Raw genomic sequence first — 23,822 nt, 5'->3', positions numbered from 1 at the left:
GTCCGCCTAGAAATGAGAATTTAAGATGCCGTTCGCCTTAGGTCAACGTTGGATAAGTGATACCGAGTCAGAGCTTGGTTTAGGAACTGTGGTTCAAGTAGAAGGCCGTATGGTCACTGTTTTATTCCCTGCCACGGGTGAGAATCGCATGTTCTCCCGAGCAGAAGCCCCTCTGACACGCGTTATATACAATCCCGGCGATTCGGTTGAAAGCCATGAAGGCTGGAGCCTTGCGGTCAGCGAGTTGACCGAGAAAGACGGGATAGTGATCTATCACGGCATTCACAGTGAGACAGGCGAGCAAGTTACCCTGCGTGAAACCCTGCTGAACCACAATATTCGTTTCAATAAACCCCAAGACCGTTTATTCGCTGGCCAAATCGATCGCCTCGACCGTTTTGGTGTGCGTTATCAGTGCCAAATGTTGCGCCACAAATTGGCCTCATCGGATTTGCTTGGCCTGCAAGGTCCACGCGTTGGACTTATTCCGCATCAAATGTGGATTGCCCATGAAGTCGGTCGTCGCTATGCACCGCGTGTACTGCTGGCCGACGAAGTGGGTTTAGGTAAAACCATTGAAGCGGGTCTGATTATTCACCAACAACTGCTTACTGGCCGCGCCGAACGCATCCTGATCATCGTGCCCGATACTCTGCGCCATCAGTGGTTAGTGGAAATGCTGCGCCGCTTTAACCTGCGTTTTTCGGTATTTGATGAAGATCGTTGTGTAGAAGCCTATGCCGATCACGACAATCCTTTCTATACAGAACAATTAGTGATTTGTTCACTCGAATTACTGCGTAAGAAAAAACGTCTTGATCAAGCCCTAGATGCCGATTGGGATCTGTTAGTGGTTGACGAAGCGCACCACTTAGAATGGACCGAAGAAGCGCCAAGCCGCGCCTATCAAGTGGTTGAGGCATTAAGCGAAGTGATCCCAGGCGTTTTGCTGTTAACCGCAACGCCGGATCAACTTGGCCATGAAAGTCACTTCGCCCGTTTGCGTCTGCTCGATCCGGATCGTTTCTACGATTACGATGCCTTCCTAGCCGAAGAAGACAGCTATAAAGACGTCGCTATTGCCGCCGAAGCACTGGCTGGCAACGCTAAATTACCCGATACCGCTATAAACAGCTTGACAGAGTTACTGGGCGAGAAAGACATCAGCCCAAGTATTCGTTTAATCCAAGCCGAGGGTATTGATGCTGAAGTACAGCAAGCCGCCCGCAGCGAATTACTGCAAGAATTACTCGACCGTCACGGTACTGGCCGCGTCTTATACCGCAACAGCCGCGCCTCAGTAAAAGGCTTCCCAAAGCGTTTCTTTAACGCTTACCCACACGCCATGCCAGATCAATATCAAACAGCCGCACGCGTCAGCGGCATGATGGGCGGACACAAGTCATTAGAGGCGAAAGCGGCGCAAGCCCTGAGCCCTGAAAAGCTGTATCAAGAATTTGAAGATAACAGCGCCAGTTGGTGGAAGTTCGATCCCCGTGTGGATTGGTTAATTGAGTTCTTAAAATCACACCGCAGCAAAAAAGTGCTGATCATCGCCAGCCAAGCGGAAACCGCCCTGAGCTTAGAAGAAGCCCTGCGCACCCGCGAAGGGATTCAAGCGACGGTATTCCACGAAGGCATGTCGATTATCGAGCGCGATAAAGCTGGCGCTTACTTTGCTCAAGAGGAAGGCGGCGCACAGGCGTTGATCTGTTCTGAAATTGGTTCTGAAGGCCGTAACTTCCAGTTTGCCAGTCACTTAGTCCTGTTCGATCTGCCGCTAAACCCAGATCTATTGGAACAGCGCATCGGTCGTTTAGACCGTATCGGCCAGAAAAATGATATCCAAATTCACTTACCGTACCTTGAAGACACCGCCCAAGAACGTTTGATGCAGTGGTATCACCAAGGGCTGAATGCCTTCGAACTGACTTGTCCGAGTGGCCATGTGCTTTACAGTGAATTTGCCGAAGATCTGTTAAACGTGCTTGTGGTTGATGACAGCGACGAGCTGACAAACCTGCTCAATCACACCCAGAGCCGTTATAAAGAACTCAAGCACGCCATGGAGCAAGGCCGCGACAAGCTGCTGGAAATCAACTCACACGGCGGCGAGAAGGCAATGGCTATCGTCCAGCGCCTCGCCCAGAATGATGGTGATACCCATTTGATCGGTTCAGTGATCCGTCTGTGGGATATTATCGGTGTCGATCAAGAAGATAAGGGTGAAAACTCGATCATTCTGCGTCCAAGCGAACACATGATGTTCCCAACCTACCCTGGCTTGCCAGAAGATGGCGTGACTGTGACCTTCGACCGTGACACAGCGTTATCTCGCGATGATATTGCGCTGATCACCCAAGAGCATCCACTGGTGCAAACGGGGCTAGATCTGATCACAGGTTCAGAAACCGGCACCACCAGCGTCGCAATTCTGAAGAATAAAGCCCTGCCTGCAGGTACCTTATTCTTAGAACTCATCTACATGGCCGATGCCTCAGCACCTAAGTCGAGCCAGCTTTACCGCTATTTACCGCCTACACCCATTCGCGTGTTGCTGGATAAAAATGGTAACGACCTGTCGGCTAAAGTGGATTACGCCAGTTTCGATAAACAACTGAGCGCGGTGAATCGACATATTGGCGGCAAGTTAGTCACCGCATCTCAGCCAATTCTGCATCCGTTATTTGCTAAGGGTGAAGAATATGCTCAAGTGGTTGTGGATGAAATGGTCGCCCAAGCCAGAGAGAAAATGACCCAACAACTGAGCACAGAGCTGAGTCGTTTAGAGTCACTCAAGGCAGTAAACCCCAATATCCGTGAGGAAGAATTGGAATACCTGCGCAATCAGATGCAAGAGTTAAACACTTATCTGGATGCCAGCCAGTTACAACTCGATGCGATCCGTATGGTACTCGTCAGCCACGTATAGGCCCGAGCCGAAGCACAGGTTTCCATCAATGAGCCCAGCCAAAGCGCTGGGCCTTTTTATGCCTTTAGCTTTCGATTCAAAGTGGTTTTCTATAATAAGCGGCTGTTGATGTTCAGCAGCGTCTTCCCAATTAACGTGATTATCCCAAATGATGAGGCGTCACTCTTTGGCGAGGAAAGTTCACTTTTTGGTAATTGTTCAGGTTATACTCAAGCACTGATGAATTTATGAGACTACACAGGTGGTTATCAATACTATGGCACGCATTATTTCGCTTCTCTTTTGCCTCCTACTTGGTTTCACTACCATCTCTGCCCGCGCGGCAGACCCAGCAACAGCTACGCCAACGCCAGCAGAAGTCAGTGCCAAAAAATTAAATAACCGCTATTTACCCGAGAATGAAGTCAAACAAATCACCATAGACAATCAGCCCTACGATTTGTTGGTGAGAGCGTGGGAAGGTAAAAAGAAACTCGGTGCGGCGATCATTCTGCCCGCCACCAACGGCACGGCAGACGCGCCGGGGCTGATGGCGTTTGTGCGCCGTAATATTAATCCTGCCGGTTGGGCAAGTTTAAGTTTAACCCCGCCAACAGAGCTGCCTGCGGCCAATTTTGCCACCGCCGCCACTGAAGTCACCTCACCCGGCGCTGCGCAATTAAGCTCACCTTCCAACAAACCTAGCCCTAAAATCAAGCCCGAAGATAACAGCAAACATCTGCAAGAGCAGGAAGACTTTCTCGTCCAAAGCATGTCGCAATTAGATGCGGTCGGCGCAGATTATGCGGGCAAACGCATTTTGATCACCGCCGACCAAAGCGCAGGATTATTGATTAGCCTATTGAGCCAAAAGAAGATTGCCGATCCCGATGTGCTGATCGTCATCAATCCCTATCGTGAGGACGAAAAGCTCAACCAAGCACTCGCGGAGCAATTAGCGAAACTCACGCTGCCGATTTTAGATATCCAATCGCCGGACGGTCATCCCGCCTCATTAGAAACGGCCGCGAATCGTAAGATTTTAGCCGTGACCTTAAAAAGTCCTAACTACCGCCAAACCAGCTTAGCGCTCAATTTAGATAACGAGAGCGCATGGCAGAATTGCTTAAATGCGATTAAAGGCTTTTCCGCCCGCATGAGCGGCGCGCAGTAACAACGGCGATTTAAGCTAATTCAGACAAAATAGCATTACCAGCCCGACTGACGATCTTGGTAAGGTTTCTGCGGATCTTTCAGCTGACGCGCCGTCGCTATCTTGCAATTTTTGCCTAACAATAACCGAATCTGACTAATAGACTCACGGCAAAGCAGGCTACGCACCGAAGCCGTCCAACTACGGTTAATGCTGAGTTTGATGGCCGCTGCTGCATCCGGTGAGGTTTGCATCAGTTGCTGCGCCAATTGTTGCGCCGCTTCCATCGGCGTCTCGCTCACTTGCGTCACGAGTCCTAAGGCTAGCGCTTCATGACTCTCAAGCACTTTTGCCGTCAGGCTCAGCAGCATAGCTTGATCCTTAGGCATGATTTGCCTTAACGCGACCAACCCCGCCATATCGGGCACGAGTCCCCATTTAGCCTCCATGATCGATAATTTACAGTCATGGCTAGCGATGCGCACATCTGCGCCCAAGGCGATTTGCATACCGCCGCCATAGCAACAGCCTTCAAGTACGGCAATCACAGGTACGGGCAAGTTTTGCCAACCTAATGACACCCGCTGGGCTAAGTTCGCATTCCCCGGTAAGCCCTTAAACAGTAATTTTACCGCCTGCATGGGTGCCGACATCACGCTTTTGACATCGAGCCCAGAGCTAAAATTGCCACCCGCCCCCGAGAGGATCACCGCTCGCACCCCACGATTGGATTTGATATTTTTAATCGCACGGTCGAGCTCACTAAACATTAAATAATTAATCGCATTCATTTTTTCAGGACGATTAAGCAACACATAGGCGATGCCATCATCGATTTTGACTTGTACACTTTGGCCACTCATGAAATATTCCGTTACTGGTCAGTCCAGAATAAATGTTAACACGTTTGGAATAATTCACTAAAAGATATAACATAAGCCTGTTTTTTGACTTGAGTCAAAATATTGCCAATTCAAACATGGACTGAAGGCAACTTATGTTAGGCTGTCGCCAATACGTGCGGTAATCCTAATGTATGTTTCGATGAGATAGACTTATCGAACTCGGCAATGAAGTTACCTCGCCGCCAACATCGACGCTTATATAAAACTGTACTTGCCGCTAAGGATAACGCCGCAAACAGATGGACTCAGTCGTCCTTTTTATTCGTTACATCCTTGTTATTTGCTAAAAATTAGCCAGCTCGATTTAAAATTTTGCATCATATGATTCAATAATGAGTCAAATTTTAATGTCAGCGAAAAAACGAAATTAATCAATAATATCTATAAGTTACATCTAGAAGATATAAATCAGACTTGCCCGAAGAACGCAATTCGTCAGTCGGACCTGAAAAATAAGTGTTATCTTCAATTAATGGGCAAATAAGGATCACTAGTCAGCATGTCAATATCTGTACTCATCTGTGACGATTCCGCCATGGCACGTAAGCAAATGGCCCGCACGCTCCCAAAAGAGTGGGATGTGGAAATTACTTATGCGACCAATGGTGCCGAAGGCCTTGATGCTATCCGAGCCGGAAAAGGCGAAGTGGTGTTTCTCGATCTCAACATGCCAGTGATGGACGGTTATGAAGTACTGCAAACCGTGCAGCAGCAGGATCTCCCCGCGCTGATCATTGTGGTCTCTGGCGACATTCAAATCAAAGCTCATGAGCGAGTCAAAGCCTTAGGCGCATTAGATTTTATTCAAAAACCCGTTAGCGCCGATGCCATCAGCAACATTTTGCAAGATTACGGCATCTTAACCCTGACGCAGAAAGATATCGCCGACGAAGTCCCGATGATCAAAGTCGACATGCGTGACGCTTGCCAAGAAATTGCCAACGTCGCCATGGGCCGCGCCGCCGATCTGTTAGCTAAGTTACTCGATGTATTCGTGTTACTGCCCATCCCCAATGTGAACGTGCTTGAGGTGAGTGAGTTGACCATGGCACTCAAAGCCACGGAAGAAAGCTCGACCGTATCGGCACTTTGCCAAGGTTTTATCGGTGCGGGGATTGCGGGTGAAGCCCTGCTCTTGTTCCATGATTCCAGCTTTAAGGACATGGCCAAGCTGATGGGATTAGCCAATCCTGAAGATAAAAATACTGAGATAGAAGTCCTGATCGATACCGGAAACGTGCTGATCGGCGCCTTCCTTAACGGCATTTCTGAACAGCTCGACATGAAATTTAGTCAGGCTCACCCTGTCGTGCTAGGACGGCACTGCACGGTTAACGATCTGATCCATGATAATTCAGAGAAATGGCAGCGAACTTTGGCTATGGAGATCAACTATCGGATTGAAGATCATAATATTCAATGCGATTTGTTACTGCTCTTCACCGAGGATTCTATCCCCACACTTAGCTATAAACTCGGCTATTTACTCGATTAACCAGTTGGATTTTATCCTATGTCAAATGACCAAAGCGCAATGAACGAACTACACTGGCTCATCGATATGGTGCAAACCATAGAGGTGGGATTAGTGGTATTAGATCGCCATTACAATATCCAGCTGTGGAACGGTTTTATGGAGAATCACAGCGGTGTTTCCCCTAATTCGATCAAAGGTCAAAACTTGTTTACCCGCTTCCCCGATCTGCCCGCCACTTGGTTAAAGCAGAAAATGGAATCGGTTTTTATGCTTAAAAACCGTGCCTTTATCAGCTGGGAACAAAGGCCATACGTTTTCCAATTTAAAAACTACCGCCCGATCACAGGCCGTGCAGACTACATGTACCAAAACGTGACCTTGTTGCCACTGGCATCGCTTACAGGGCAAGTGACCCATATCAGCGTGATTATTTATGATGTGACTGATATTGCCATCAACAAGTTACAACTTAAAGCCGCGAACGAGCAACTCGAGCGCCTAAGCCAAACCGATGGTTTGACTCAGCTGCATAACCGTCGTCATTGGCAAGAATGTTTAGACCATGAGTACGACATGTATGCCCGCTACTCAGGCATGGCAAGTTTAGTGATGATAGATATCGATAACTTTAAACATATCAATGACAGCTATGGTCATCTGGCGGGTGATAAAGTGATCCAGCATATCGCCCACTTACTCAGCCAATCCCTGCGTGAGACCGATTGCGCCGGACGTTATGGCGGCGAAGAATTTGCGGTTGTATTGCCCAAAACCAGCGGCGCAGATGCGATGAACTTTACCGAGCGGCTCAGGGAAAAAATCGCCGCATCCGTCATAGTGTATGAAAGCTTGAAGATCTCTGTGACTGTGAGTTTAGGTGTATGCGAAATTGGTTCCCACATCACCAGCAGCTCAAGCTGGATTTCTTGCTCCGATAAAGCGCTGTACGAAGCCAAGCAAAAAGGCCGTAATTGCAGCGTTCTGCATACCAGTACAACTGCGAAAAAAATCAGCCAAACTTAAAATATCTACCTAATAAAAATGCCCATCATAGATGGGCATTTTTATTTAAAGCGGATATAGATTAGATATTCACGCGCGAATTAATGAGGGAAACCATCATCTTCTTCGTCGTCTTCATCTTCTTCGTCATCCATTTCATCACCGACAAAATAGGTGCCCCAACCGTCATATTCCACTTTCTGTTTTACCGCTAATTGCAGCAGTTGTTCTGCGGCTTTATCCAGTAATTCAACATCTAGCTTGTGGTGCGCGACAGCATCGAAACAGAAAATAATTGAACCATCTTCCAATTCCATTTCTTCAGCGTCGTTTACCTCAAAACCTAATTTAAAGGCATCTACTGCGGCTTTTTCGAGACGATCGAAATTGGTCGATGAAAAGTGATGCTCAATAACATATTCCGCATCAGGCTCTGAGCCATCGTCAAGCAGGGCTTGCACTATGTCACGATTCTCTGCAAGTTGGGCTTTTAACTGACTTTCAATAGACATGGATTTGTCTCCGTTAAGGTAAATCTGGCTCAAATTGGCATTATACGTCATCACTCGCGAGAGTTTTACCCATAAGTGCTGCCGCCTCTTGATTTATCTCAGCAAATCTCGCCGACATGCTGGCATGAATTTGCGCAGAGAAGTTTTTCACATCTGCTTTATCTAAACCTGCGGTCGGCACAGGTGCCATCATATCGATAATGACTACACCGTTATTCCAGCGATTGAGCTTAATGTGGCTTTGGCACGAGGCCAATACCGGCACAACAGGCACTCCCGCCGCAATCGCAGTATGGAAAGCGCCCGCTTTAAAAGGTAACAAACCGCGACCACGTGAACGTGTCCCTTCAGGGAAAATCCACACAGACAAATTCTTCTGTTTAATTTTTTCCACGGTTTTCGCCATAGTATCAAAAGCACTGTGACGGTTTTTACGGTCGATCAGAATATTTCCTGACAACCAATAGATTTGACCGAATAATGGCATCCACGCCAAACTCTTCTTACCCAAACTCACAGTCCCTTTAGGTACCGCAGTCGTATGAGTAAACAGATCGAAGTTATTCTGATGATTTGCGAGGAAAATATAGGGGCCATCCTGCACATCTTTATGTCGACGTACAATCACTTTGATCCCAAGGATCGGAGCGACCGATGAGAAGATCTTGGCGAACATATGTACATTGTCGCGGTGCCGAGGTCTTAATAAACACACTAAGCCACCAAAAATAAAGGCAAGCAACAATGACACCGCCAACAGCATTGATCTGACGATTAAAAGCACGATTTACTCCGACTGTAAAAGTGGCGTCAGTATAGCTACCATGGCTTTGGGACTCAATATATTGTTTACATCTGTAAGCTGACTTGCTAACAAGCAAGCAAAAAAGCCCATCGATATACTGAAAATCCAGTGTATCTATGGGCTTTTATATCAATATTTATCTAAGCGTGGTGCTTTGGCAGGATTTCAGATCCCGTTGCCTGAGGTGCAACTTTAGCTAACACTAAACGGATAACGAAGGCGCTCACGGCCAAAGTCGCGACAATCGCCGCACCGCTGGGCAGATCTAACGTCGCCGACAGGACTAATCCTAGAACATAACCCAACAAACCGACGAGGTAAGCGTAGAACAACCGACCTTTGCCGCAATACTTGTTCAGCGCGAGAGCGGGCAATATCAAGGTACTGAATACCAGATAAACACCTACTAATTCCACCGACAAGGTAATGACCAGCGCAAATAGCAGATAGAACCCTGCACCATCCAATATCTGGGGACGCAGGAATATCGCCAATAACACCAGCGAATATACCACTGCTGGCAAAATCAGTTGTGACCAACTCACCCACAGGATCTGACCTGACATCAATTGCTTTAACAGCTCGGCGCCGTGTGGGTCGTTCGCCAGCAGCAACATAGCCGCTACCGCAGACAACACATAAAAGCAGCCGATCATTGCCTCCAACTCACCCGCCATCCGCTTAGATAACCAAGCGATAAACCCTGCGCCCGCGAGGGCAAACAGCGCTGGCATCCACACATTAGCAAACGGCATGTCTTCTAATCTGTGGTCCATGTGAGCGACAATCGCGCCTAAGGCGGCAACTTGCGCTATCGCTAAATCGATAAAGATGATGCCACGCTTAAGCACTTGTCTTCCAAGTACAATATGCGTTGACAACACTAAGATCCCCGCCGCCAATGCAGGCAACAGAATCGACATCAGTTCAAGATCAAACATAGGTTTATTTCACTCCATTTAAGAGTGAAATCACGCTGTCATAAAGGCTAAATAAATCTTGGCTCTTATCGTTACCACCCACAGACATAGGCAGCATTACCACGGGCAAGTTCGCTTTCTCACCCAGCCATTTTGCACCGCGCTCGTCCTGATAAGAGGCCACGACCACCGCCAGAATATCCCCTTGCTCGGCGCGCGTCAGCAGGCTCGCTAAGTGGCCGCTCGTTGGAGCCAAACCCGGTTTAGGCTCTAAATCCGCCACTTGCTCGATACCAATCCAATTGAATAAGTATCTGAAGCTTGAGTGGTAAGCAATCACTTTTTTACCTTGTAATCCCTTAGCTTGCGCTTCCCAACGCGGGACTGCGGCTTGCCAGCGAGTGGTAAAATCTGCCAGTGATTTTTGGTAATCAGCCGCGCCAGCAGGATCTAATTGAGCCAGCTTAGCACTCAGCGCCGTGGCGACGTTTAACAGACGCGTCGGATCGAAATGGATATGTGGATTACCTTGGGCATGCACATCACCCATGCTGCGATCGACACTGGCCAGCTTATCTAAGGTCTCGATTTGATCGGCGGCGAAAAATAACCCTTGATCGGTCGAGCGCACTTTTGCGTTTGCCGACTTCATCTGCAGCATAGGCAACCAACCCACCTCAAGATCGGCACCGGCGCAGACCACAAGATCCGCCTGACGCATTTTGGCGATCAAGCTCGGGCGCGCCTGCACTTGATGTGGGTCTTGCAATGCCGTTGTTGCCGAATAAATGCTCGCCGTTGGAGCAAGCTCCTTGGTCAATGCTGCATATTCAGGTTCACAGGCAAACACGTTTAGTTCGGCGTGGGCCAAACCGGTATAAGTGACAGATAAGGCCACTGCGGCCAATTTAGCTAAATTAGAATTGATGCGCACCGTGAGCCCCCAGAGACATAATGTATTGAATAGTGAAGATGTTATCGTCTTCTATTCCATCGAAGTTAGTACCCTTTTGATTGGTATACTGGAAACGAACCGTTGAAAAATGGCTAGAATGCCAAGCCAAACTCACCTCAGATTCCTTCAACTTTTGCCCATGAAAATGATCGCCATGGAGCTCTTGGGTATCAGCTTCACCGTAACGCACACCCGCTGACCAGCTAGGCGTGAATTGGTACACACTACTCAGATACCAACCTTGGTGGTAATCTTGGCTTGGCGCATCCTCTGGATGCAGATCGACAGGGGTAAAATCGCTCACCCGATAATACTCGCCGCTCACGGTAAGATTTTGATATTTGTAGTTACCGTTAGGCGCCCACTTATAAACAAAATCAGCACCATAGGTATTTTTACCTGTGTAAGATGCGGCATGGCTATGACCTTCGTGCTCATCACCATGGTCATGCTCATCTTCATGTTCGCCTTCTTCATGGGCGGTCACTTGGCCATTCTCGTTGCGCAAGTAACTCAACCCCGCTTGCCATGAGCTGTTATCGCCTATGTCGCCACCTATTTTTGAGTACAAGGTATAAACACCGACCTTCTTAAACTCACGCTCACCATGCTCATCGGCAGCACGTAAACTATCGCCTTTAAAGGCTTCAACGCCCATGGTCCAATACAAGTCCGTCGGCGCTACGTAGTTAAAACGTATACCGTCATCAAAATAATGTCCCCCTAAGAATGCACGGTAAACCACAGGACGGTCGGTGAAGGAATCAGTATGTAAATGTTGGTTATTGAGGTAACCAATGTCCGATAGGAAACGACCACCACGGATAGAAAATCCCGCTGGCATCGCCATAGTTTGAATAAAGGCTTCTTCAAGATTCAGCTCAGTCTCACCGTCATGCATTTCAACTACTGCGGTGATTTTACCGTAAAACATATCATCGATATTGGCACTCATCGCCAGTTCAGTCTCGCCTAAACCAAAGCCATCTGGACTCTCGGCTAATGGGCGCTCACCTGTTTGATAGTAACCATTTAATACGGCGCTGATCGCTGGGTTCGTGAGGCTCGAATCTTCAGCCAATAAGCTAGGCGATACAAACGCACACGCCAAAGCCACCAAAGAAATTCGGGTATTTAAAACAGTCATGATATCTCCAAAATACAACTAGCACTCGACGACTGATATAAAGTCATCAAGAAATACAATAAGTTAAAATGTTTGAGTTGATTTAGAGCGTGACAGGAGGCGCACGACTGCGATAAACACTGACGTGTTCAGAAATGGAGGGGGGTAAAACAAATTCGACCACATCGAAATGCTGTACGCCTAAATTAAGCGTCAGCGGTTGGGTCAATAGAATCTTGTTGAGCTGGTGCTGATGGAAGCACAGGGTACAGTGGGTCTTAGCCCCATCGTCAAGATGGGTCACACTATGGGCTGAGGCGGCAAAAGACAGCAATATCAAGATGGCCGAAAGCCATATCGAAATCGTGCGTCTAATGTGACGTTTAAGTCTCACTCAGTCGTCCCCATAGTTAAAAAGTTGCATAAGTCTATGTCAGGGCCATAGCAAGTTGCAATAAGGTAATCACTTTGCAAAAGGTTACAAGATATTTGAGGTGGGTAATCTTAGCGACAACTGGCCTCGCCCATTACGGCGAATCCTTGCGGGAATGCTGCTAAAAGAGTGCATTTAAGATTAGCTTAAGTGAGTGTAACTATAGTGTATTTAGTTTTTATGTCAGCGAGCACAGCGGCAAAATTGAGCTCGATATGGCGTCCATTTTCAACCACCAAAAGGCAACTCACATGCTAGCATTTTTTCGTGAAAACTTAGGGATTATCTTAGGGATAGTGATTTTCAGCGTGGTGATATTTGGTGGCATTTACTACGTTGAGCACTCATTAGCGGCCCAAGAACAAGTCGTTCAGTAAGCAAAGGCCCACTCGCGACGGCGATAATTCGCCACAATAAACACCTGCTTCGCTATACCTTGAGCGCCCGCTAAAGGCGCTCGACTCATTTGTGCCTCAACAAATTGTCTTCTTGTTATCGGTACTTTTGTCTTTGGTCACTATCATCGACGGGTTCCGGCGCTTCAATGGTGATCACTTGGTCCATAAAGTGACTCACAAACAACAACATCAGCGAAAAAATCATCACAGGGATCGCAAAGTGCCGCACTGAGGCATCGAAATAACTGTATCCCGCCGTAAACACACTCAAATAAAAGCCCAATAACTTAAGCTTAGCCAATGTTGGGCTGCGGCCTAACCAAGCGGTGCAGTGGGGACAACGCACTTGGGCATCAAAACCTTTGCCTCTTTGCTGGGTGATATCACTGACCTTGATGTACTGATTACAATGGGAACACAACATGAAAACACGATTCCTAAATAGCGATGCGCAAGTTTACCAGATCCCTGCCAGACTACGGCCAGCAAATACTGATAAAAGGCTAATATTGTCGAAGATACGGGTAAAGCCACGAGCCCAGCAATAAGCCTAATACACCCCTACTACAAAAAACCTTAGCTCCGAGGCCAATTTCACGCGACGGCGTTTTACAGTCAATCCGGCAGCCACTATCATAACCAAACATATTTCAACTTAAGACCATTCCTATGCATCGCTACCTCGCTCTAGTGTTTGCCCTATTTATTCCATTGTTAAGCCTTTCATCTCCAACGCAAGCCGAACCTGTCGCGGTAACCGATAACACATCAACCACACCTGTGGCGGTCAAAGCTGAACTGGCTATGTTGCAACAGGCTATCGATACCGATATCCATAAACTAAAACATGCAAAAGGTGAGTTGAAGACGATTGTCGAATATCGCATTCAAAACAAAACCTTACAGTTACGTAATAAGATTAAAGATCTGCTCGAAGCAACACCGATCGACAGTGTTTTTCTGCAGCCATTGATCCAAGGGCAATTGAACTACATCCAACAGATTGATAGCTATATCGATGACAACATTGATAAATTAGAGCAGCAATTAGGCTCAGGTAAAGATGATGCGATTCTGCTCGATATCTCTAAGCGCGAATTAGACAAAGACACCTATTACAAACAACAACTCGAGACACTCAATTGGCTCGAACAAGTTGGCCAAGATATTAGTGAAGCGCAAAAGTCACTGCTGCAAATTTTAATTGCGCGTGCAGATATGCTCGAAAGTTTAGTGACTTACACTCAGCAGCAACTGCAAACTGCGGTCGATACCGCAACCAGTGCGGGTAAAGACGTTACGTCGGCGCAAACCAGCCACGTGATGATGCTAAAGGAACGCTTAGCCCAAAATAGCCAAAGCTTAAATATCGACATAAACTTACTCGATGCTTTAGGCCAAGATACTGCCGCACTGAAAAAGACCTTGTTCAGTGTGTCAGGCGATATTACTCAGGATGTGTTGAGCTTTGATGTGGCCTCAAGCTTAATCGAGCAATGGCTGAACACGGCGCAGGAACAAGCGATAAATCATGGCCCTACGGTCGTGTTTAAGTTATTTGTATTCTGCTTGATCTTATTTATCGCGGGTCTCGCTGGTAAGTTAGCCAAACAGATAGTGAAGAATACTGTTAGCAATTCTAAATTGAATTTGAGCAAGTTATTACAAGACTTCTTTACTTCGCTATCAGGCAAAGCCGTCTTTACTATCGGACTCTTGATCGCCCTGTCTCAACTTGGGATCGAACTTGGGCCGCTGCTCGCAGGCTTTGGTATCGCGGGTGTGATTATTGGTTTTGCCTTGCAAGATACCCTGTCGAACTTTGCCTCTGGGATGATGATCTTAATTTATCGTCCCTACGATGTGGGAGACTTGATCAACGCCGCTGGCGTCACGGGTCGAGTGAGCCACATGAGTCTGGTCTCGACCACGATTAAAACCATGGATAACCAACGTCTTATTATTCCTAATAATAAGATTTGGGGCGACACTATTAACAACATCACGGTCGAGCACCAACGCCGGGTGGATATGACATTTGGTATTGGTTACAGCGACAACATAGAACATGCTGAAGCGATTCTCAAATCCATCGTCGAGGCCCATCCTAAAGTACAGCCATTGCCAGAGCCGACGATTAAACTGCATCTGCTAGGAGAATCTTCGGTGGACTTTATCGTGCGCCCATGGGCAAAACCGGAAGATTACTGGGAAGTGTATTGGGACATTACCCGTGAAGTGAAAATGCGTTTCGACGCCGAAGGGATCAGCATTCCGTTCCCGCAGCGCGATGTGCATATCTATCAAACCACGAAATAACCGTTTTAAAACAGCACTAAAGCGTTAGCACTAAAACAGTATTAGCACGTTAACTGAGTCAAAGGGCGTAGCTGTCAGCTCGCCCTTTTCTATCTCAGCACAGTTAGTTTTGAATCTAAACGTTAGCCCAAACCGACTATCTCGCCTTTGGCATCAATATCGATTTTCAAGTATCCCGGTTTCAGCCCAAGTCCTGGCATAGTCATCACATTACCCACTAAGGCGGTAATGAATCCCGCCCCCGCATGTAACACTAACTCTCGCACTGGCACCACAAAATCCTTAGGAACACCCTTTAAGCTAGGATCGTGGCTAATGGATAACGGCGTTTTAGCCATACACAAAGGCAAATGTCCATAGCCAAGCGCGGTCAGTTGCTGCGCCTGTTGTTTCGTCTCGATAGACAGACTCACGCCTTTAGCGCCGTAGCCTACTTCGGCTAAGGTGGATAACTTAGCCTCCAATGAGGCTTCATCAGGATATAACAGCTTGAACTGACTCTTAGTTTCAGCGGCGCGAACCACAGTTTGCGCTAAGGCGATAGCGCCCGCTTCCCCTTGGCTGAAGGCATCGCTAATTTCACAACCAAAGGCAGCACTCGCATTGACGGCTTCCGTTAGCCATTGTAACTCAGCATCAGAATCAGTGGCGAAACGATTAATAGCCACCACCACAGGAACGCCATAACGCGCCACATTGTTGATATGCCAGTTTAAATTTGCAAAGCCCGCTTCGAGTCGAGACTGATCAGGGGCATTGCTGTTTATCGCGCTTATGTTTGGCACATGGATATTTGATACATTGCTATCCGCCTCAGATGCCAAGCCACTATTGGCCTTCAGCGCTTTTACAGTCGTCACCAATACAGCGGCGGCTGGCGCCTGCCCCGATTGACGTACTTTGATATTACAGAACTTTTCAAAGCCCATATCCGAGCCGAAACCGCCTTCAGTCACCACAAAGTCCGCCAGCCTGAGGGCGATATCATCGGCAATAATTGACGAGTTACCGTGGGCAATATTGGCAAAGGGCCCTGAATGGATCAGGCAAGGCGAGCCATTTAAGGTCTGCATTAACGTCGGCTTTATCGCATCGGCCATGATGGCCGTCATCGCGCCAGCCACACCTAAATCGTCGGCGGTAATCACTTGCCCTTGGGTATTTAAGGCCAACACTAAACGACCGATCCGCACCCGCATATCCGCCAAATCATGACTTAAAGCTAAAATCGCCATCAACTCAGAGGCGGCGGTAATATCAAAGCTAGATCCGTACTCTGGGCCGTTATTGTCGCCTAAGCCCACCTGGATTTGCCTAAGGCAGCGATCATTATGATCGACTACTCGATGCCAGCGGATCTCCTTGGGATCGATAGCCAAAAATGCTTGTCCGGATTGCGCTTCAAATTCTGATTTACCTAAGCGCGCCTCGTGAAATAGCCGCGCCGCAATCGCCGCCGCCCCTAAATTGTGGGCACTGCTGACGGCGTGAATATCGCCCATGAGATGTAAGTTCATCTCCTGCATGGGCACCACTTGCGCATAACCGCCACCCGCAGCACCACCTTTCACCCCAAACACAGGTCCCATGCTGGGTTGACGAATACAAGCACAGGCCTTTTGGCCTATGGCATTTAACGATTGTGTTAAGCCAATGCTCGTCACCGTTTTACCTTCGCCGTGGGGTGTAGGCGTAACTGCGGTGACGATAATCAATTTACCTTTGCGTTGCCCCGCTAAACGCTGCAACACACTAAGCTCCACCTTGGCTTTAGTGTGACCAAATAGCATCATCTCTTCGGGTAACAGGCCTAAGTCGGTGCCCAGTTCGGTGATGTTTTTAAGGCTTGCGCGACTCGAAATATCCATATCTGTCAGCATGCGTCGATTTCTCCCTTTCAGATACGCTTTGGTTTAGTATGAGGGGTTGCTAAGCACAACACTCATTGAATAGGGCGGATATTAGGTGATTGGCTTTAAGATATATAGCCATCGAAAGGGTTAATGAGCGATTCCTTAATCTGCATCAAATATTTTGCCCTGCGCCCTATAAATCAAAAGCAAACAGTCCCAAAGAGGAACAGCATGAGCGAGTCCCATTTCACTTTTTCTGAATTTGTTGCTGGTTTCTGGCGAATGGAAAGCTGGGACATGACGCCCATGCAGCGCCTTAACCTGATTGAGCAATATCTAGAACTAGGCGTGACCACTGTGGATCACGCTGATATTTATGGCGAATATCAATGCGAGACCTTGTTTGGCGAGGCATTAGCCTTAAAGCCAGCACTGCGCCAACAGATGCAAATTGTCAGTAAATGCGGCATTAAACCCGCGTTTGCGTGCCGCCCTGAGCGCTATGTTAATCACTACGACACCTCCTGTGAGCATATTATTGCTAGCGTCGAGCATTCCCTTAAACAGCTCAATACTGACTATTTAGATCTGCTGCTGATCCACAGACCCGATCCCCTAATGGACGCTGATGCGGTCGCCGAGGCATTTAAGAGCCTCAAGCAAGCAGGTAAAGTACAACATTTTGGCGTATCGAACTTCACTAATGCACAGTTTTCCTTGTTGCAATCGCGCTTAGATGCCCCTTTAGTCACCAATCAAGTGGAACTCTCGCCACTGGCGATGAGCACCTTACACGACGGTACGCTCGATTTGTGCCAGCAACGTCGTATTCGGCCTATGGCTTGGTCGTGCTTAGCAGGCGGAAAGATTTTTGAAACCACGAACCCACAGGCGGTTCGCTTGCATCAAACCCTCAAGCTCATCGCCGAGCAAGTAGGAACTCATGATATCAGCCAAGTGATTTATGCCTGGGTTCGTATGCTACCAAGCCGACCCGTGCCACTTATCGGCAGTGGCAATATCGAGCGGATAAAGCGCGCCGTTGCCTCCAATGAGATCCAGCTCGATCGCCAGCAATGGTTCAGTATTTGGCAGGCATCTATGGGTCACAGCGTACCTTAATTTTTACCTCCCAAACGCAACAACCATAAACAACAACGGCGCCAGAAGGCGCCGTTGTTGTATGTATTATTGAATGCGACTTAAAACTGCACATCGCCACTTAAATGCGGGCGACGACCTTTGCTGTCACGTAACTCAAATACCATATTATTAGCATTCTGCTCATAGCCAAATCCAACATCGGCAGGCATCAAGAGTGGCAGTTTAAAGGTCACATCCACAGTAAATGGACGATCGCCAATGCTTGGCATCAACTCAGCCAAACAACGGGCCTTAGACCACATACCATGGGCGAGCACGCGATCAAAACCAAAACGCTTTGAGAGCACAGGATGCAAGTGGATCAAGTTATAGTCACCAGATGCCTTAGCATAACGACGACCTAAATCTTCACTCAAACTCCAGCTTTGTGGCGTTTCCCACGCCATATCAATGGCTTTAGGTGGACGAACCCGACGTCCAGCGACATCGATACGATATAAATAGGTGGAAAGCGATTCCCAAACGAGTTCTTCACCTACAAACGCCTTAGACACAAATTCAAACTCTAAGCCAGAATCAGTCTCACGGCTCGTCGTCAAGGCGCACTCGAGGGAGAAAGTCTCGTCAACCGTTACAGGGCGATATACTTGAATGCGGTTCTTTAGGTGGATCATCCCAAGCAGCGGGAAAGTGATGCCATCGTGGGTAAAAATCACCGCATGCAGGCGAAATGCCATCACATACAAATAGGTTGGCGGCAGCACTTTACCGTCAAATTGAAAACCACACACCTGCGCATATTGGCTTACTTTAGTTTCAGACACAGTCACATGTGGCGCAGTCACCTTTATATAGGGCAGCGGTTGCTGATCCCAACCCGGCTTACGGCCAAAGAAGATCTTGCGATAAAGAGAAAACAGCGACGGCATCGCGTTCAATTCAACACAATATGCATTATTCAAGTCTGAGTACCTTTTAATTAACTATCCCTTGGCACATAAATGCATTGCCATAAATTACCCCGCACAGACGAGTAACGTCTGCTCAATCAAGTTGATAACGAGTGTAAAACAGGCAGCGCTGCGTCTTAATAAGGGCTGATGCTGACTCACCGAATGGATAGCTATAGAGTCAGGTTTGTCGAAAACGGCGTGATTATAACCCATAGGACAGAGTTCTGTGTATCCCTAAGTTTAGTAGGAATAATTACTACTAATAAAATCAATAAATTAAAATATTATGATACAAATTTACCCATCTCGGCTCGGCGATAACATCTCCTGAGTGCGAAAAATTTACGTCTGTGCCACACTATCGTTCCACTCTCTTTAACCTAGTTATCACGTGCAAGATAAGAATTTTGATAAGCTCGCGCAAAAATTTGCGAAAAATATTTATGGTACGCCTAAAGGCGACATTCGTGCAGCTGTACTGTGGCGCGACCTCGCACCTGCGCTAGCAAAACTGGGGGATAGAAAACTCAGGGTATTAGATGCGGGCGGTGGTTTTGGTTACTTTAGCCAGAAATTAGCCCGCCTCGGCCACGAAGTGGTGCTGTGCGATATCTCGGCGGAGATGTTGGCGCAAGCGCAAGAGCAGATAGATGCATCGCCTGAACCATTAGCTATCCAGCTTATCCATGCGCCTATCCAAGCTCTGTCGGTCGAGCAACATGGCTATTTCGATATTATATTGTGCCATGCAGTCGTCGAATGGTTAACGGATGCTAAGCCCACGATGGCGGGCCTACTCACTATGCTTAAACCCGCGGGATTATTCTCTTTGATGTTTTACAACAAAGAAGCCATGCGCTTTCATGCCTTAGTGTCGGGCAATTTCGATTACGTCGCCGCAGATTTAAAAGTAAAGAAGAAAGTGCGGCTAACACCCACGCACCCACTTTATATTCAAGAGGTTAAAGATTGGTTTAGCGAGTGGCAGATGTCACTCATCTGTCAGTCTGGCGTGCGGGTGATCCACGACTATTTGAAAAAAAGTCAGCCAGTGGATTTCGATTATCAAAAACTGCTGCAAATGGAGCTCGAGTATTCGCAACGCGAGCCCTATATTTCGTTAGGTCGATATGTACACTTTTTAGGGCAGAGTCCAGCAGTTTAAATGCGCTTGGTTATAAACCCAGTATCCTAAACGATTACTCGCAGGTCTGTTTCCAGCAGGCGCTCACTTTGGCGCCTGCTCGTTCTAGCAATTGCACCACACTCTTATCGCCCACCACATGACCCGCACCAACCACCACAAATAATGGTGAAGCCACGTCAGTCGAGCCCATTAATTTTATAATGCCGTCGGCCATCACATGGTTTCGCCGCCAGAGAATTTTCTCTAGCATTTCAGTGTCGTCCTCGCCGCCCATTTGCTCCTGCATTATGTTATCAAGCTCAGCTTCATTACCCGAACGCCAAGCCGCAATTAACGACAAAAGGTCTGCATCCGACGTACTAATCGCCTCACGCACCATAGACCACTGCGCTTGGCTATCAAAGGACGCTAATAACTGAAATTGCGACTCAGCGGTTTCTAACTGATACACAGGTAAAGCCGCATGGCGGGCAATCAACTGCATATCAACGCCATAATCCGTGCTGTAACCTAAGTTGTTATAACGTATTAAGTTAAGTTGCGTGGCTTGCAGCCAAGGCGCGAAGGATTGAATCGACTGGCAAACATTGGCCGTGGCAGCGCAATAGGGCGTCATGCTCTCAACCGTTTGTTTATCTCGGCTCTGCCAATCTAAACCTTTGGTTTTATCGGCGCGGCCGTATTGGCGCAGCAAGGCATTGCTATCGGCTTTATTCATATCGACTTCCACGACTAAGCCCTTCGCTTTGCCCAGCGAGGTTTCAATTTGGGTGGGTAATGGATAAAAATCGGCACGTCCAATATGAATCGAGCCCAGTAGATACGCGCTCTTTCCTTGCCATTGCACTTGATAAAATGGCGGCTTATCGGTTTCGGCACTCACCGCTTTGGTGCTCCAACCCGTCAACGCCAGAAAACAGATTGCTGCAATTAATCGCCATTGGCTTGTTGCCATATCCTTTGCCCCTTATAATTCCTGCAAATTTTGCAATGAGACGCTGTTATGCCACATACCAAGGTTATAGAGCAACTGAAAGAGAATCTTCAAATCGCCTATCGCCAAGCCATAGACGCCGACGCTAAGTTAGATGTGCTAAAGAAAGCTGGCCATGGAAACTTCACCAGCATATTCACGGCAGAACAAGGTTTTATCGCTTCGAGTAATCGTTTTCTGCCCTATGTACAAGAGTTGGTCGATGACTTAACTCGCATGGAAGAATATGAGGAGCTCGATGCTAAAGAACTCGAAACCTATGTGCGCCAGCTCGGTGCGTTACTGCAAACATTGCAGGCCTTTAAGATGCAAAGCTAAGCTTGATTAAGAGCTGAAACTCGCCAGTAGTCTTCAGCTCTTTTCATCTGCTATCCATTCAAACCCCCCGCATAGCTAACGCTAAGCGCCCTCAAAATTGTCATCATTTTGTCATTTCTAAGTCATAGACTCCGCTCACATAGACGAAGGGGCTGACGTAATGACAAGTTTAGATTTGGCTAAAGAGCTCGATAAAATAATTTCTAAAGCGGCAATCAGTCCCTTATTTCAGCCAATTTTCAATATATTAGAACATAAGATCCACGGTTTTGAAGCCTTGAGCCGCGGCCCTGAACACAGCCCGTTATACTCTCCAGTGCCGCTATTTCAGACCGCCGAGCATGAAGGCAAGTTAAGCGAGTTAGAAACCCTTTGTCGGCGCATTTCACTCGAACAATTTAAGCTGCGTCAGTTCCAAGGCAAGCTGTTTATCAATATCTCGCCCAAGGCGTTGTTAGACCCTGCGCACCCCAAGGGCATGACCTTACAGCTGTTGCAACAACTCGGCATAGCGCCATCGCAGGTGGTGATTGAGCTGTCGGAGCAATATCCCGCCGATGATATCGACTTACTTAAATCTTGCTTGAATCATTATCGCAGCCAAGGTTTTTTAACGGCCATCGATGACTTAGGCGCAGGTTATTCCGGTTTAAGGCTCTGGTCAGAATTGTCGCCCGACTATGTCAAAATTGACCGCCACTTTATCCATGAAATTGATTCGACCCCTGTCAAACAGGAGTTTGTCCGCTCGATTGTGGAGTTATGCCAAAGCTTAACCTGCAAAGTGATAGCAGAAGGGATTGAAACGCAAGAGGAATTAGCCGTACTCAAACAACTGGGTATCGTCTATTGCCAAGGCTATTTGCTAGGGCGTCCAGAAGTGCTCCCCTGCCGCGCGATGAAAGCGACCTTAGTGCCAAACAATACCCAAATTCAACCTAGATACAGCGAATCCGCCGAAAGCCTGTGCACAAATGCCATCACAGTTGCACCCACACTCAAACTCAAATTTTTAAGTGACACCTTTAGCTCGCAACCCGCACTGCAGGCGGTGGTTGTGGTCGATAATCAGTTACCGCTGGGGATTATCAGCCGCGCAACCTTACTCGAGCTTTTCAGTACGCCCTATGGTCGTGCCTTGCATGAAAATCATGCCGTAAGTGAAGTGATGGACCCGCAGGTTATCCAAATTGAAGCCAACGAACCCTTATCTACAGTGAGCCAATTGCTGACCTCAGAGACGGCCAATACAGTTGCTCAGCAGTTCATTATCCTTCGCCGTGGCAAACTACTCGGCATAGGCCACACCAAAGATTTACTGCAAAGGATCACAGAGCACAGAATTAAGATGGCCCGCCACGCGAATCCTCTGACAGACTTGCCGGGCAATGTGCCCATTCAAGAGGAATTAAAACGCCTTAAGATCCAAAAGAAACACTTTTATCTGGCCTATTTTGATTTGTGTAACTTTAAGCCCTATAACGATATTTATGGCTTTTGTCGCGGCGATGAAGTGATTTGTGAAGTGACTAATCTGTTACTGAAATATAAAAGTGACAATTGCTTTATCGGCCATGTGGGCGGCGATGACTTTGTGATTATCAGCACCTGTGAACATATGATCAGCCGTTGCCAACGAATTCTAGCGGACTTTGAAACCCATAAGCATTTGTTTTACAGCGCCGAGCATTGGCAAGCGCAAGAGATGCTCGCCGACGATAGACAAGGCGAAGCCTGCTACCATCAATTGATCAGCCTGTGCGTGGGTATCTTGCCACCAGCACTGACCTTTAACGCCAATGAACACAGCCTGTCGACCTTAAGTGCCCGGGCAAAAAAACAGGCAAAATCCGCGAATAACGGATTTTACCTGTTAGAAAATCACCTTACTATCGAAACTCAAGCGCTCAGTGCTTGAGTCTTGAGTGACCGATTTAACGATTGAAAGATTGACGATTAAAGTTGTGGGGCAATCGTCTTCTTTAACCAATCAGTCAACATTTTGGTTTCGTACATAAAAGGTTTATCAGTTAAAGATTTAATCCCATCCATGAAACCCATATCCGACAGTTTTTCATCGCCCGCAATAATCACTTTATCGTTTTCCAAAACTTGATAGGAAAAAGTCATACGCGGTGGATAGATTTCTTTAACAATGCGTAAATCATTGGCGGTCGCACCAAAGGTTGGGCGCATATCCCCCGCCAGATCAACATCGGTGATCGTCATTTCAAGCTTTTGATTCGGCTTTAAAATCTTCGCCGCTTCTTTATTGATGTTTTCTGTTAAGGTCTCAAATAAGCGCTTCTCATAGCGGGATTGGATTTCCCCCGATGATTTGATATCGCGAAAATCCTTAGGACTTTGCCAAACAATTTTAACCACCCCATCTTCGGTGACGGGATTCACTGGCGCTTCATCGGCCGCCCAAGCCGCACTGCAACTTAATACACCTGCGAGTAAAAGGGACTGAATTTTCATGTTTGCCTCCAAGGCCTAGATAACTTTCTGAGAACCACAGTACAAAATCTAACCTG

The 23,822-nt window shown here is 47.5% G+C and carries 22 protein-coding genes; 10 read left to right on the top strand and 12 right to left on the bottom strand.

The genetic code is table 11. The features are described 5' to 3' along the window. Positions 1–25 precede the first annotated feature (25 nt). Positions 26–2,932 (top strand): RNA polymerase-associated protein RapA, encoded by a 2,907-nt coding sequence (gene rapA / locus Q4Q57_RS05750; protein WP_268649817.1) that lies wholly within the window; start codon positions 26–28, stop codon positions 2,930–2,932. Positions 2,933–3,188: 256 nt separating this feature from the next. Further along, positions 3,189–4,085, top strand: a complete 897-nt coding sequence (locus tag Q4Q57_RS05745; RefSeq protein ID WP_311890209.1) for a DUF3530 family protein — start codon at positions 3,189–3,191, stop codon at positions 4,083–4,085. Between the two features lie 35 nt (positions 4,086–4,120). Here the strand turns inward: Q4Q57_RS05745 and Q4Q57_RS05740 are convergent, their stop codons facing one another. Continuing rightward, positions 4,121–4,927 carry a crotonase/enoyl-CoA hydratase family protein gene (locus Q4Q57_RS05740; protein ID WP_311890118.1) on the bottom strand — a complete coding sequence of 269 codons (807 nt, stop codon included), beginning with the start codon at positions 4,925–4,927 and terminating at the stop codon, positions 4,121–4,123. A gap of 541 nt (positions 4,928–5,468) precedes the next feature. On the opposite strand from Q4Q57_RS05740, the gene Q4Q57_RS05735 reads away from it, so the two are divergent. Continuing rightward, on the top strand, positions 5,469–6,464 hold the full coding sequence (locus tag Q4Q57_RS05735) for a response regulator (RefSeq protein WP_006080020.1): 996 nt from the start codon (positions 5,469–5,471) through the stop codon (positions 6,462–6,464). Positions 6,465–6,482: 18 nt separating this feature from the next. Then, positions 6,483–7,469, top strand: a complete 987-nt coding sequence (locus Q4Q57_RS05730; RefSeq protein WP_106648221.1) for a sensor domain-containing diguanylate cyclase — start codon at positions 6,483–6,485, stop codon at positions 7,467–7,469. 80 nt (positions 7,470–7,549) lie between these two features. Here the strand turns inward: Q4Q57_RS05730 and rraB are convergent, their stop codons facing one another. From rraB to Q4Q57_RS05700, 6 genes are all read right to left on the bottom strand, one after another. Beyond that, a complete protein-coding gene (gene rraB, locus Q4Q57_RS05725) occupies positions 7,550–7,960 on the bottom strand; it encodes a ribonuclease E inhibitor RraB (protein ID WP_012090273.1) in 411 nt (136 codons plus the stop codon). Between the two features lie 40 nt (positions 7,961–8,000). Next, the gene (locus Q4Q57_RS05720) at positions 8,001–8,744 is read right to left on the bottom strand and encodes a 1-acylglycerol-3-phosphate O-acyltransferase (RefSeq protein ID WP_012090274.1); all 744 of its coding nucleotides are present in this window, start codon (positions 8,742–8,744) and stop codon (positions 8,001–8,003) included. A 161-nt stretch (positions 8,745–8,905) separates the two neighbouring features. Continuing rightward, on the bottom strand, positions 8,906–9,706 hold the full coding sequence (locus tag Q4Q57_RS05715; RefSeq protein ID WP_261271804.1) for a metal ABC transporter permease: 801 nt from the start codon (positions 9,704–9,706) through the stop codon (positions 8,906–8,908). Between the two features lie 4 nt (positions 9,707–9,710). Then, positions 9,711–10,619 (bottom strand): metal ABC transporter solute-binding protein, Zn/Mn family, encoded by a 909-nt coding sequence (locus Q4Q57_RS05710; protein WP_311890117.1) that lies wholly within the window; start codon positions 10,617–10,619, stop codon positions 9,711–9,713. Continuing rightward, positions 10,603–11,787 carry a hypothetical protein gene (locus Q4Q57_RS05705; RefSeq protein WP_311890116.1) on the bottom strand — a complete coding sequence of 395 codons (1,185 nt, stop codon included), beginning with the start codon at positions 11,785–11,787 and terminating at the stop codon, positions 10,603–10,605. The genes Q4Q57_RS05710 and Q4Q57_RS05705 overlap by 17 nt, the downstream gene beginning before the upstream one ends. Before the next feature lie 82 nt (positions 11,788–11,869). Continuing rightward, positions 11,870–12,160 (bottom strand): ABC-type zinc uptake system zinc chaperone, encoded by a 291-nt coding sequence (locus tag Q4Q57_RS05700; RefSeq protein WP_106648225.1) that lies wholly within the window; start codon positions 12,158–12,160, stop codon positions 11,870–11,872. A gap of 290 nt (positions 12,161–12,450) precedes the next feature. On the opposite strand from Q4Q57_RS05700, the gene Q4Q57_RS05695 reads away from it, so the two are divergent. Beyond that, positions 12,451–12,576, top strand: coding sequence for a hypothetical protein (locus Q4Q57_RS05695; protein ID WP_106651706.1), 126 nt, complete (start codon positions 12,451–12,453; stop codon positions 12,574–12,576). 115 nt (positions 12,577–12,691) lie between these two features. On the opposite strand, the gene Q4Q57_RS05690 is transcribed toward Q4Q57_RS05695, so the two are convergent. Further along, entirely contained in the window at positions 12,692–13,021 is a 330-nt protein-coding gene (locus Q4Q57_RS05690; protein ID WP_006084232.1) for a hypothetical protein, read from the bottom strand. A 245-nt stretch (positions 13,022–13,266) separates the two neighbouring features. Between Q4Q57_RS05690 and Q4Q57_RS05685 the strand changes: the two genes are divergently transcribed. Then, positions 13,267–14,916, top strand: coding sequence for a mechanosensitive ion channel domain-containing protein (locus tag Q4Q57_RS05685; protein WP_311890115.1), 1,650 nt, complete (start codon positions 13,267–13,269; stop codon positions 14,914–14,916). Between the two features lie 122 nt (positions 14,917–15,038). On the opposite strand, the gene Q4Q57_RS05680 is transcribed toward Q4Q57_RS05685, so the two are convergent. Beyond that, a complete protein-coding gene (locus tag Q4Q57_RS05680) occupies positions 15,039–16,796 on the bottom strand; it encodes a formate--tetrahydrofolate ligase (protein ID WP_311890114.1) in 1,758 nt (585 codons plus the stop codon). A 204-nt stretch (positions 16,797–17,000) separates the two neighbouring features. Between Q4Q57_RS05680 and Q4Q57_RS05675 the strand changes: the two genes are divergently transcribed. Next, positions 17,001–17,891, top strand: coding sequence for an aldo/keto reductase family oxidoreductase (locus Q4Q57_RS05675; RefSeq protein WP_311890113.1), 891 nt, complete (start codon positions 17,001–17,003; stop codon positions 17,889–17,891). An 80-nt stretch (positions 17,892–17,971) separates the two neighbouring features. Here the strand turns inward: Q4Q57_RS05675 and Q4Q57_RS05670 are convergent, their stop codons facing one another. Beyond that, positions 17,972–18,802, bottom strand: coding sequence for a MaoC/PaaZ C-terminal domain-containing protein (locus tag Q4Q57_RS05670; protein WP_106651707.1), 831 nt, complete (start codon positions 18,800–18,802; stop codon positions 17,972–17,974). A 415-nt stretch (positions 18,803–19,217) separates the two neighbouring features. Between Q4Q57_RS05670 and Q4Q57_RS05665 the strand changes: the two genes are divergently transcribed. Continuing rightward, positions 19,218–19,991: a methyltransferase domain-containing protein gene (locus Q4Q57_RS05665; protein ID WP_311890112.1), complete on the top strand. Its 774-nt coding sequence runs from the start codon at positions 19,218–19,220 to the stop codon at positions 19,989–19,991. Positions 19,992–20,025: 34 nt separating this feature from the next. Here the strand turns inward: Q4Q57_RS05665 and Q4Q57_RS05660 are convergent, their stop codons facing one another. Continuing rightward, complete coding sequence (locus Q4Q57_RS05660) at positions 20,026–20,928, bottom strand: TraB/GumN family protein (RefSeq protein ID WP_311890111.1); 903 nt, start codon at positions 20,926–20,928, stop codon at positions 20,026–20,028. Positions 20,929–20,976: 48 nt separating this feature from the next. Here Q4Q57_RS05660 and Q4Q57_RS05655 point away from each other — a divergent pair, with 48 nt between their 5' ends. Together Q4Q57_RS05655 and Q4Q57_RS05650 are read left to right on the top strand one after the other, a co-directional pair. Then, entirely contained in the window at positions 20,977–21,285 is a 309-nt protein-coding gene (locus Q4Q57_RS05655; RefSeq protein ID WP_311890110.1) for a prephenate dehydrogenase, read from the top strand. 160 nt (positions 21,286–21,445) lie between these two features. After that, a complete protein-coding gene (locus Q4Q57_RS05650; RefSeq protein WP_283627757.1) occupies positions 21,446–23,203 on the top strand; it encodes a GGDEF domain-containing protein in 1,758 nt (585 codons plus the stop codon). Between the two features lie 38 nt (positions 23,204–23,241). On the opposite strand, the gene Q4Q57_RS05645 is transcribed toward Q4Q57_RS05650, so the two are convergent. Further along, positions 23,242–23,766, bottom strand: coding sequence for a DUF3016 domain-containing protein (locus tag Q4Q57_RS05645; RefSeq protein WP_006079996.1), 525 nt, complete (start codon positions 23,764–23,766; stop codon positions 23,242–23,244). Positions 23,767–23,822 lie beyond the last annotated feature (56 nt).

The sequence above is a fragment of the Shewanella sp. SP2S2-6 genome (genome assembly GCF_031931965.1).
Lineage (GTDB): Bacteria > Pseudomonadota > Gammaproteobacteria > Enterobacterales > Shewanellaceae > Shewanella > Shewanella baltica.
The sequence above is the reverse complement of the archived record's forward strand: the minus strand, read 5'-3'. Positions and strand labels throughout refer to the sequence as shown.

Bases quoted from the DNA above. Each gene is read 5' to 3' on its own strand.
- rapA (WP_268649817.1), top strand. From the start codon at position 26: ATGCCGTTCGCCTTAGGTCAACGTTGGATAAGTGATACCGAGTCAGAG.
- Q4Q57_RS05745 (WP_311890209.1), top strand. From the start codon at position 3,189: ATGGCACGCATTATTTCGCTTCTCTTTTGCCTCCTACTTGGTTTCACT.
- Q4Q57_RS05740 (WP_311890118.1), bottom strand. From the start codon at position 4,927: ATGAGTGGCCAAAGTGTACAAGTCAAAATCGATGATGGCATCGCCTAT.
- Q4Q57_RS05735 (WP_006080020.1), top strand. From the start codon at position 5,469: ATGTCAATATCTGTACTCATCTGTGACGATTCCGCCATGGCACGTAAG.
- Q4Q57_RS05730 (WP_106648221.1), top strand. From the start codon at position 6,483: ATGTCAAATGACCAAAGCGCAATGAACGAACTACACTGGCTCATCGAT.
- rraB (WP_012090273.1), bottom strand. From the start codon at position 7,960: ATGTCTATTGAAAGTCAGTTAAAAGCCCAACTTGCAGAGAATCGTGAC.
- Q4Q57_RS05715 (WP_261271804.1), bottom strand. From the start codon at position 9,706: ATGTTTGATCTTGAACTGATGTCGATTCTGTTGCCTGCATTGGCGGCG.
- Q4Q57_RS05705 (WP_311890116.1), bottom strand. From the start codon at position 11,787: ATGACTGTTTTAAATACCCGAATTTCTTTGGTGGCTTTGGCGTGTGCG.
- Q4Q57_RS05695 (WP_106651706.1), top strand. From the start codon at position 12,451: ATGCTAGCATTTTTTCGTGAAAACTTAGGGATTATCTTAGGGATAGTG.
- Q4Q57_RS05690 (WP_006084232.1), bottom strand. From the start codon at position 13,021: ATGTTGTGTTCCCATTGTAATCAGTACATCAAGGTCAGTGATATCACC.
- Q4Q57_RS05685 (WP_311890115.1), top strand. From the start codon at position 13,267: ATGCATCGCTACCTCGCTCTAGTGTTTGCCCTATTTATTCCATTGTTA.
- Q4Q57_RS05680 (WP_311890114.1), bottom strand. From the start codon at position 16,796: ATGCTGACAGATATGGATATTTCGAGTCGCGCAAGCCTTAAAAACATC.
- Q4Q57_RS05675 (WP_311890113.1), top strand. From the start codon at position 17,001: ATGAGCGAGTCCCATTTCACTTTTTCTGAATTTGTTGCTGGTTTCTGG.
- Q4Q57_RS05670 (WP_106651707.1), bottom strand. From the start codon at position 18,802: ATGCCGTCGCTGTTTTCTCTTTATCGCAAGATCTTCTTTGGCCGTAAG.
- Q4Q57_RS05660 (WP_311890111.1), bottom strand. From the start codon at position 20,928: ATGGCAACAAGCCAATGGCGATTAATTGCAGCAATCTGTTTTCTGGCG.
- Q4Q57_RS05655 (WP_311890110.1), top strand. From the start codon at position 20,977: ATGCCACATACCAAGGTTATAGAGCAACTGAAAGAGAATCTTCAAATC.
- Q4Q57_RS05650 (WP_283627757.1), top strand. From the start codon at position 21,446: ATGACAAGTTTAGATTTGGCTAAAGAGCTCGATAAAATAATTTCTAAA.
- Q4Q57_RS05645 (WP_006079996.1), bottom strand. From the start codon at position 23,766: ATGAAAATTCAGTCCCTTTTACTCGCAGGTGTATTAAGTTGCAGTGCG.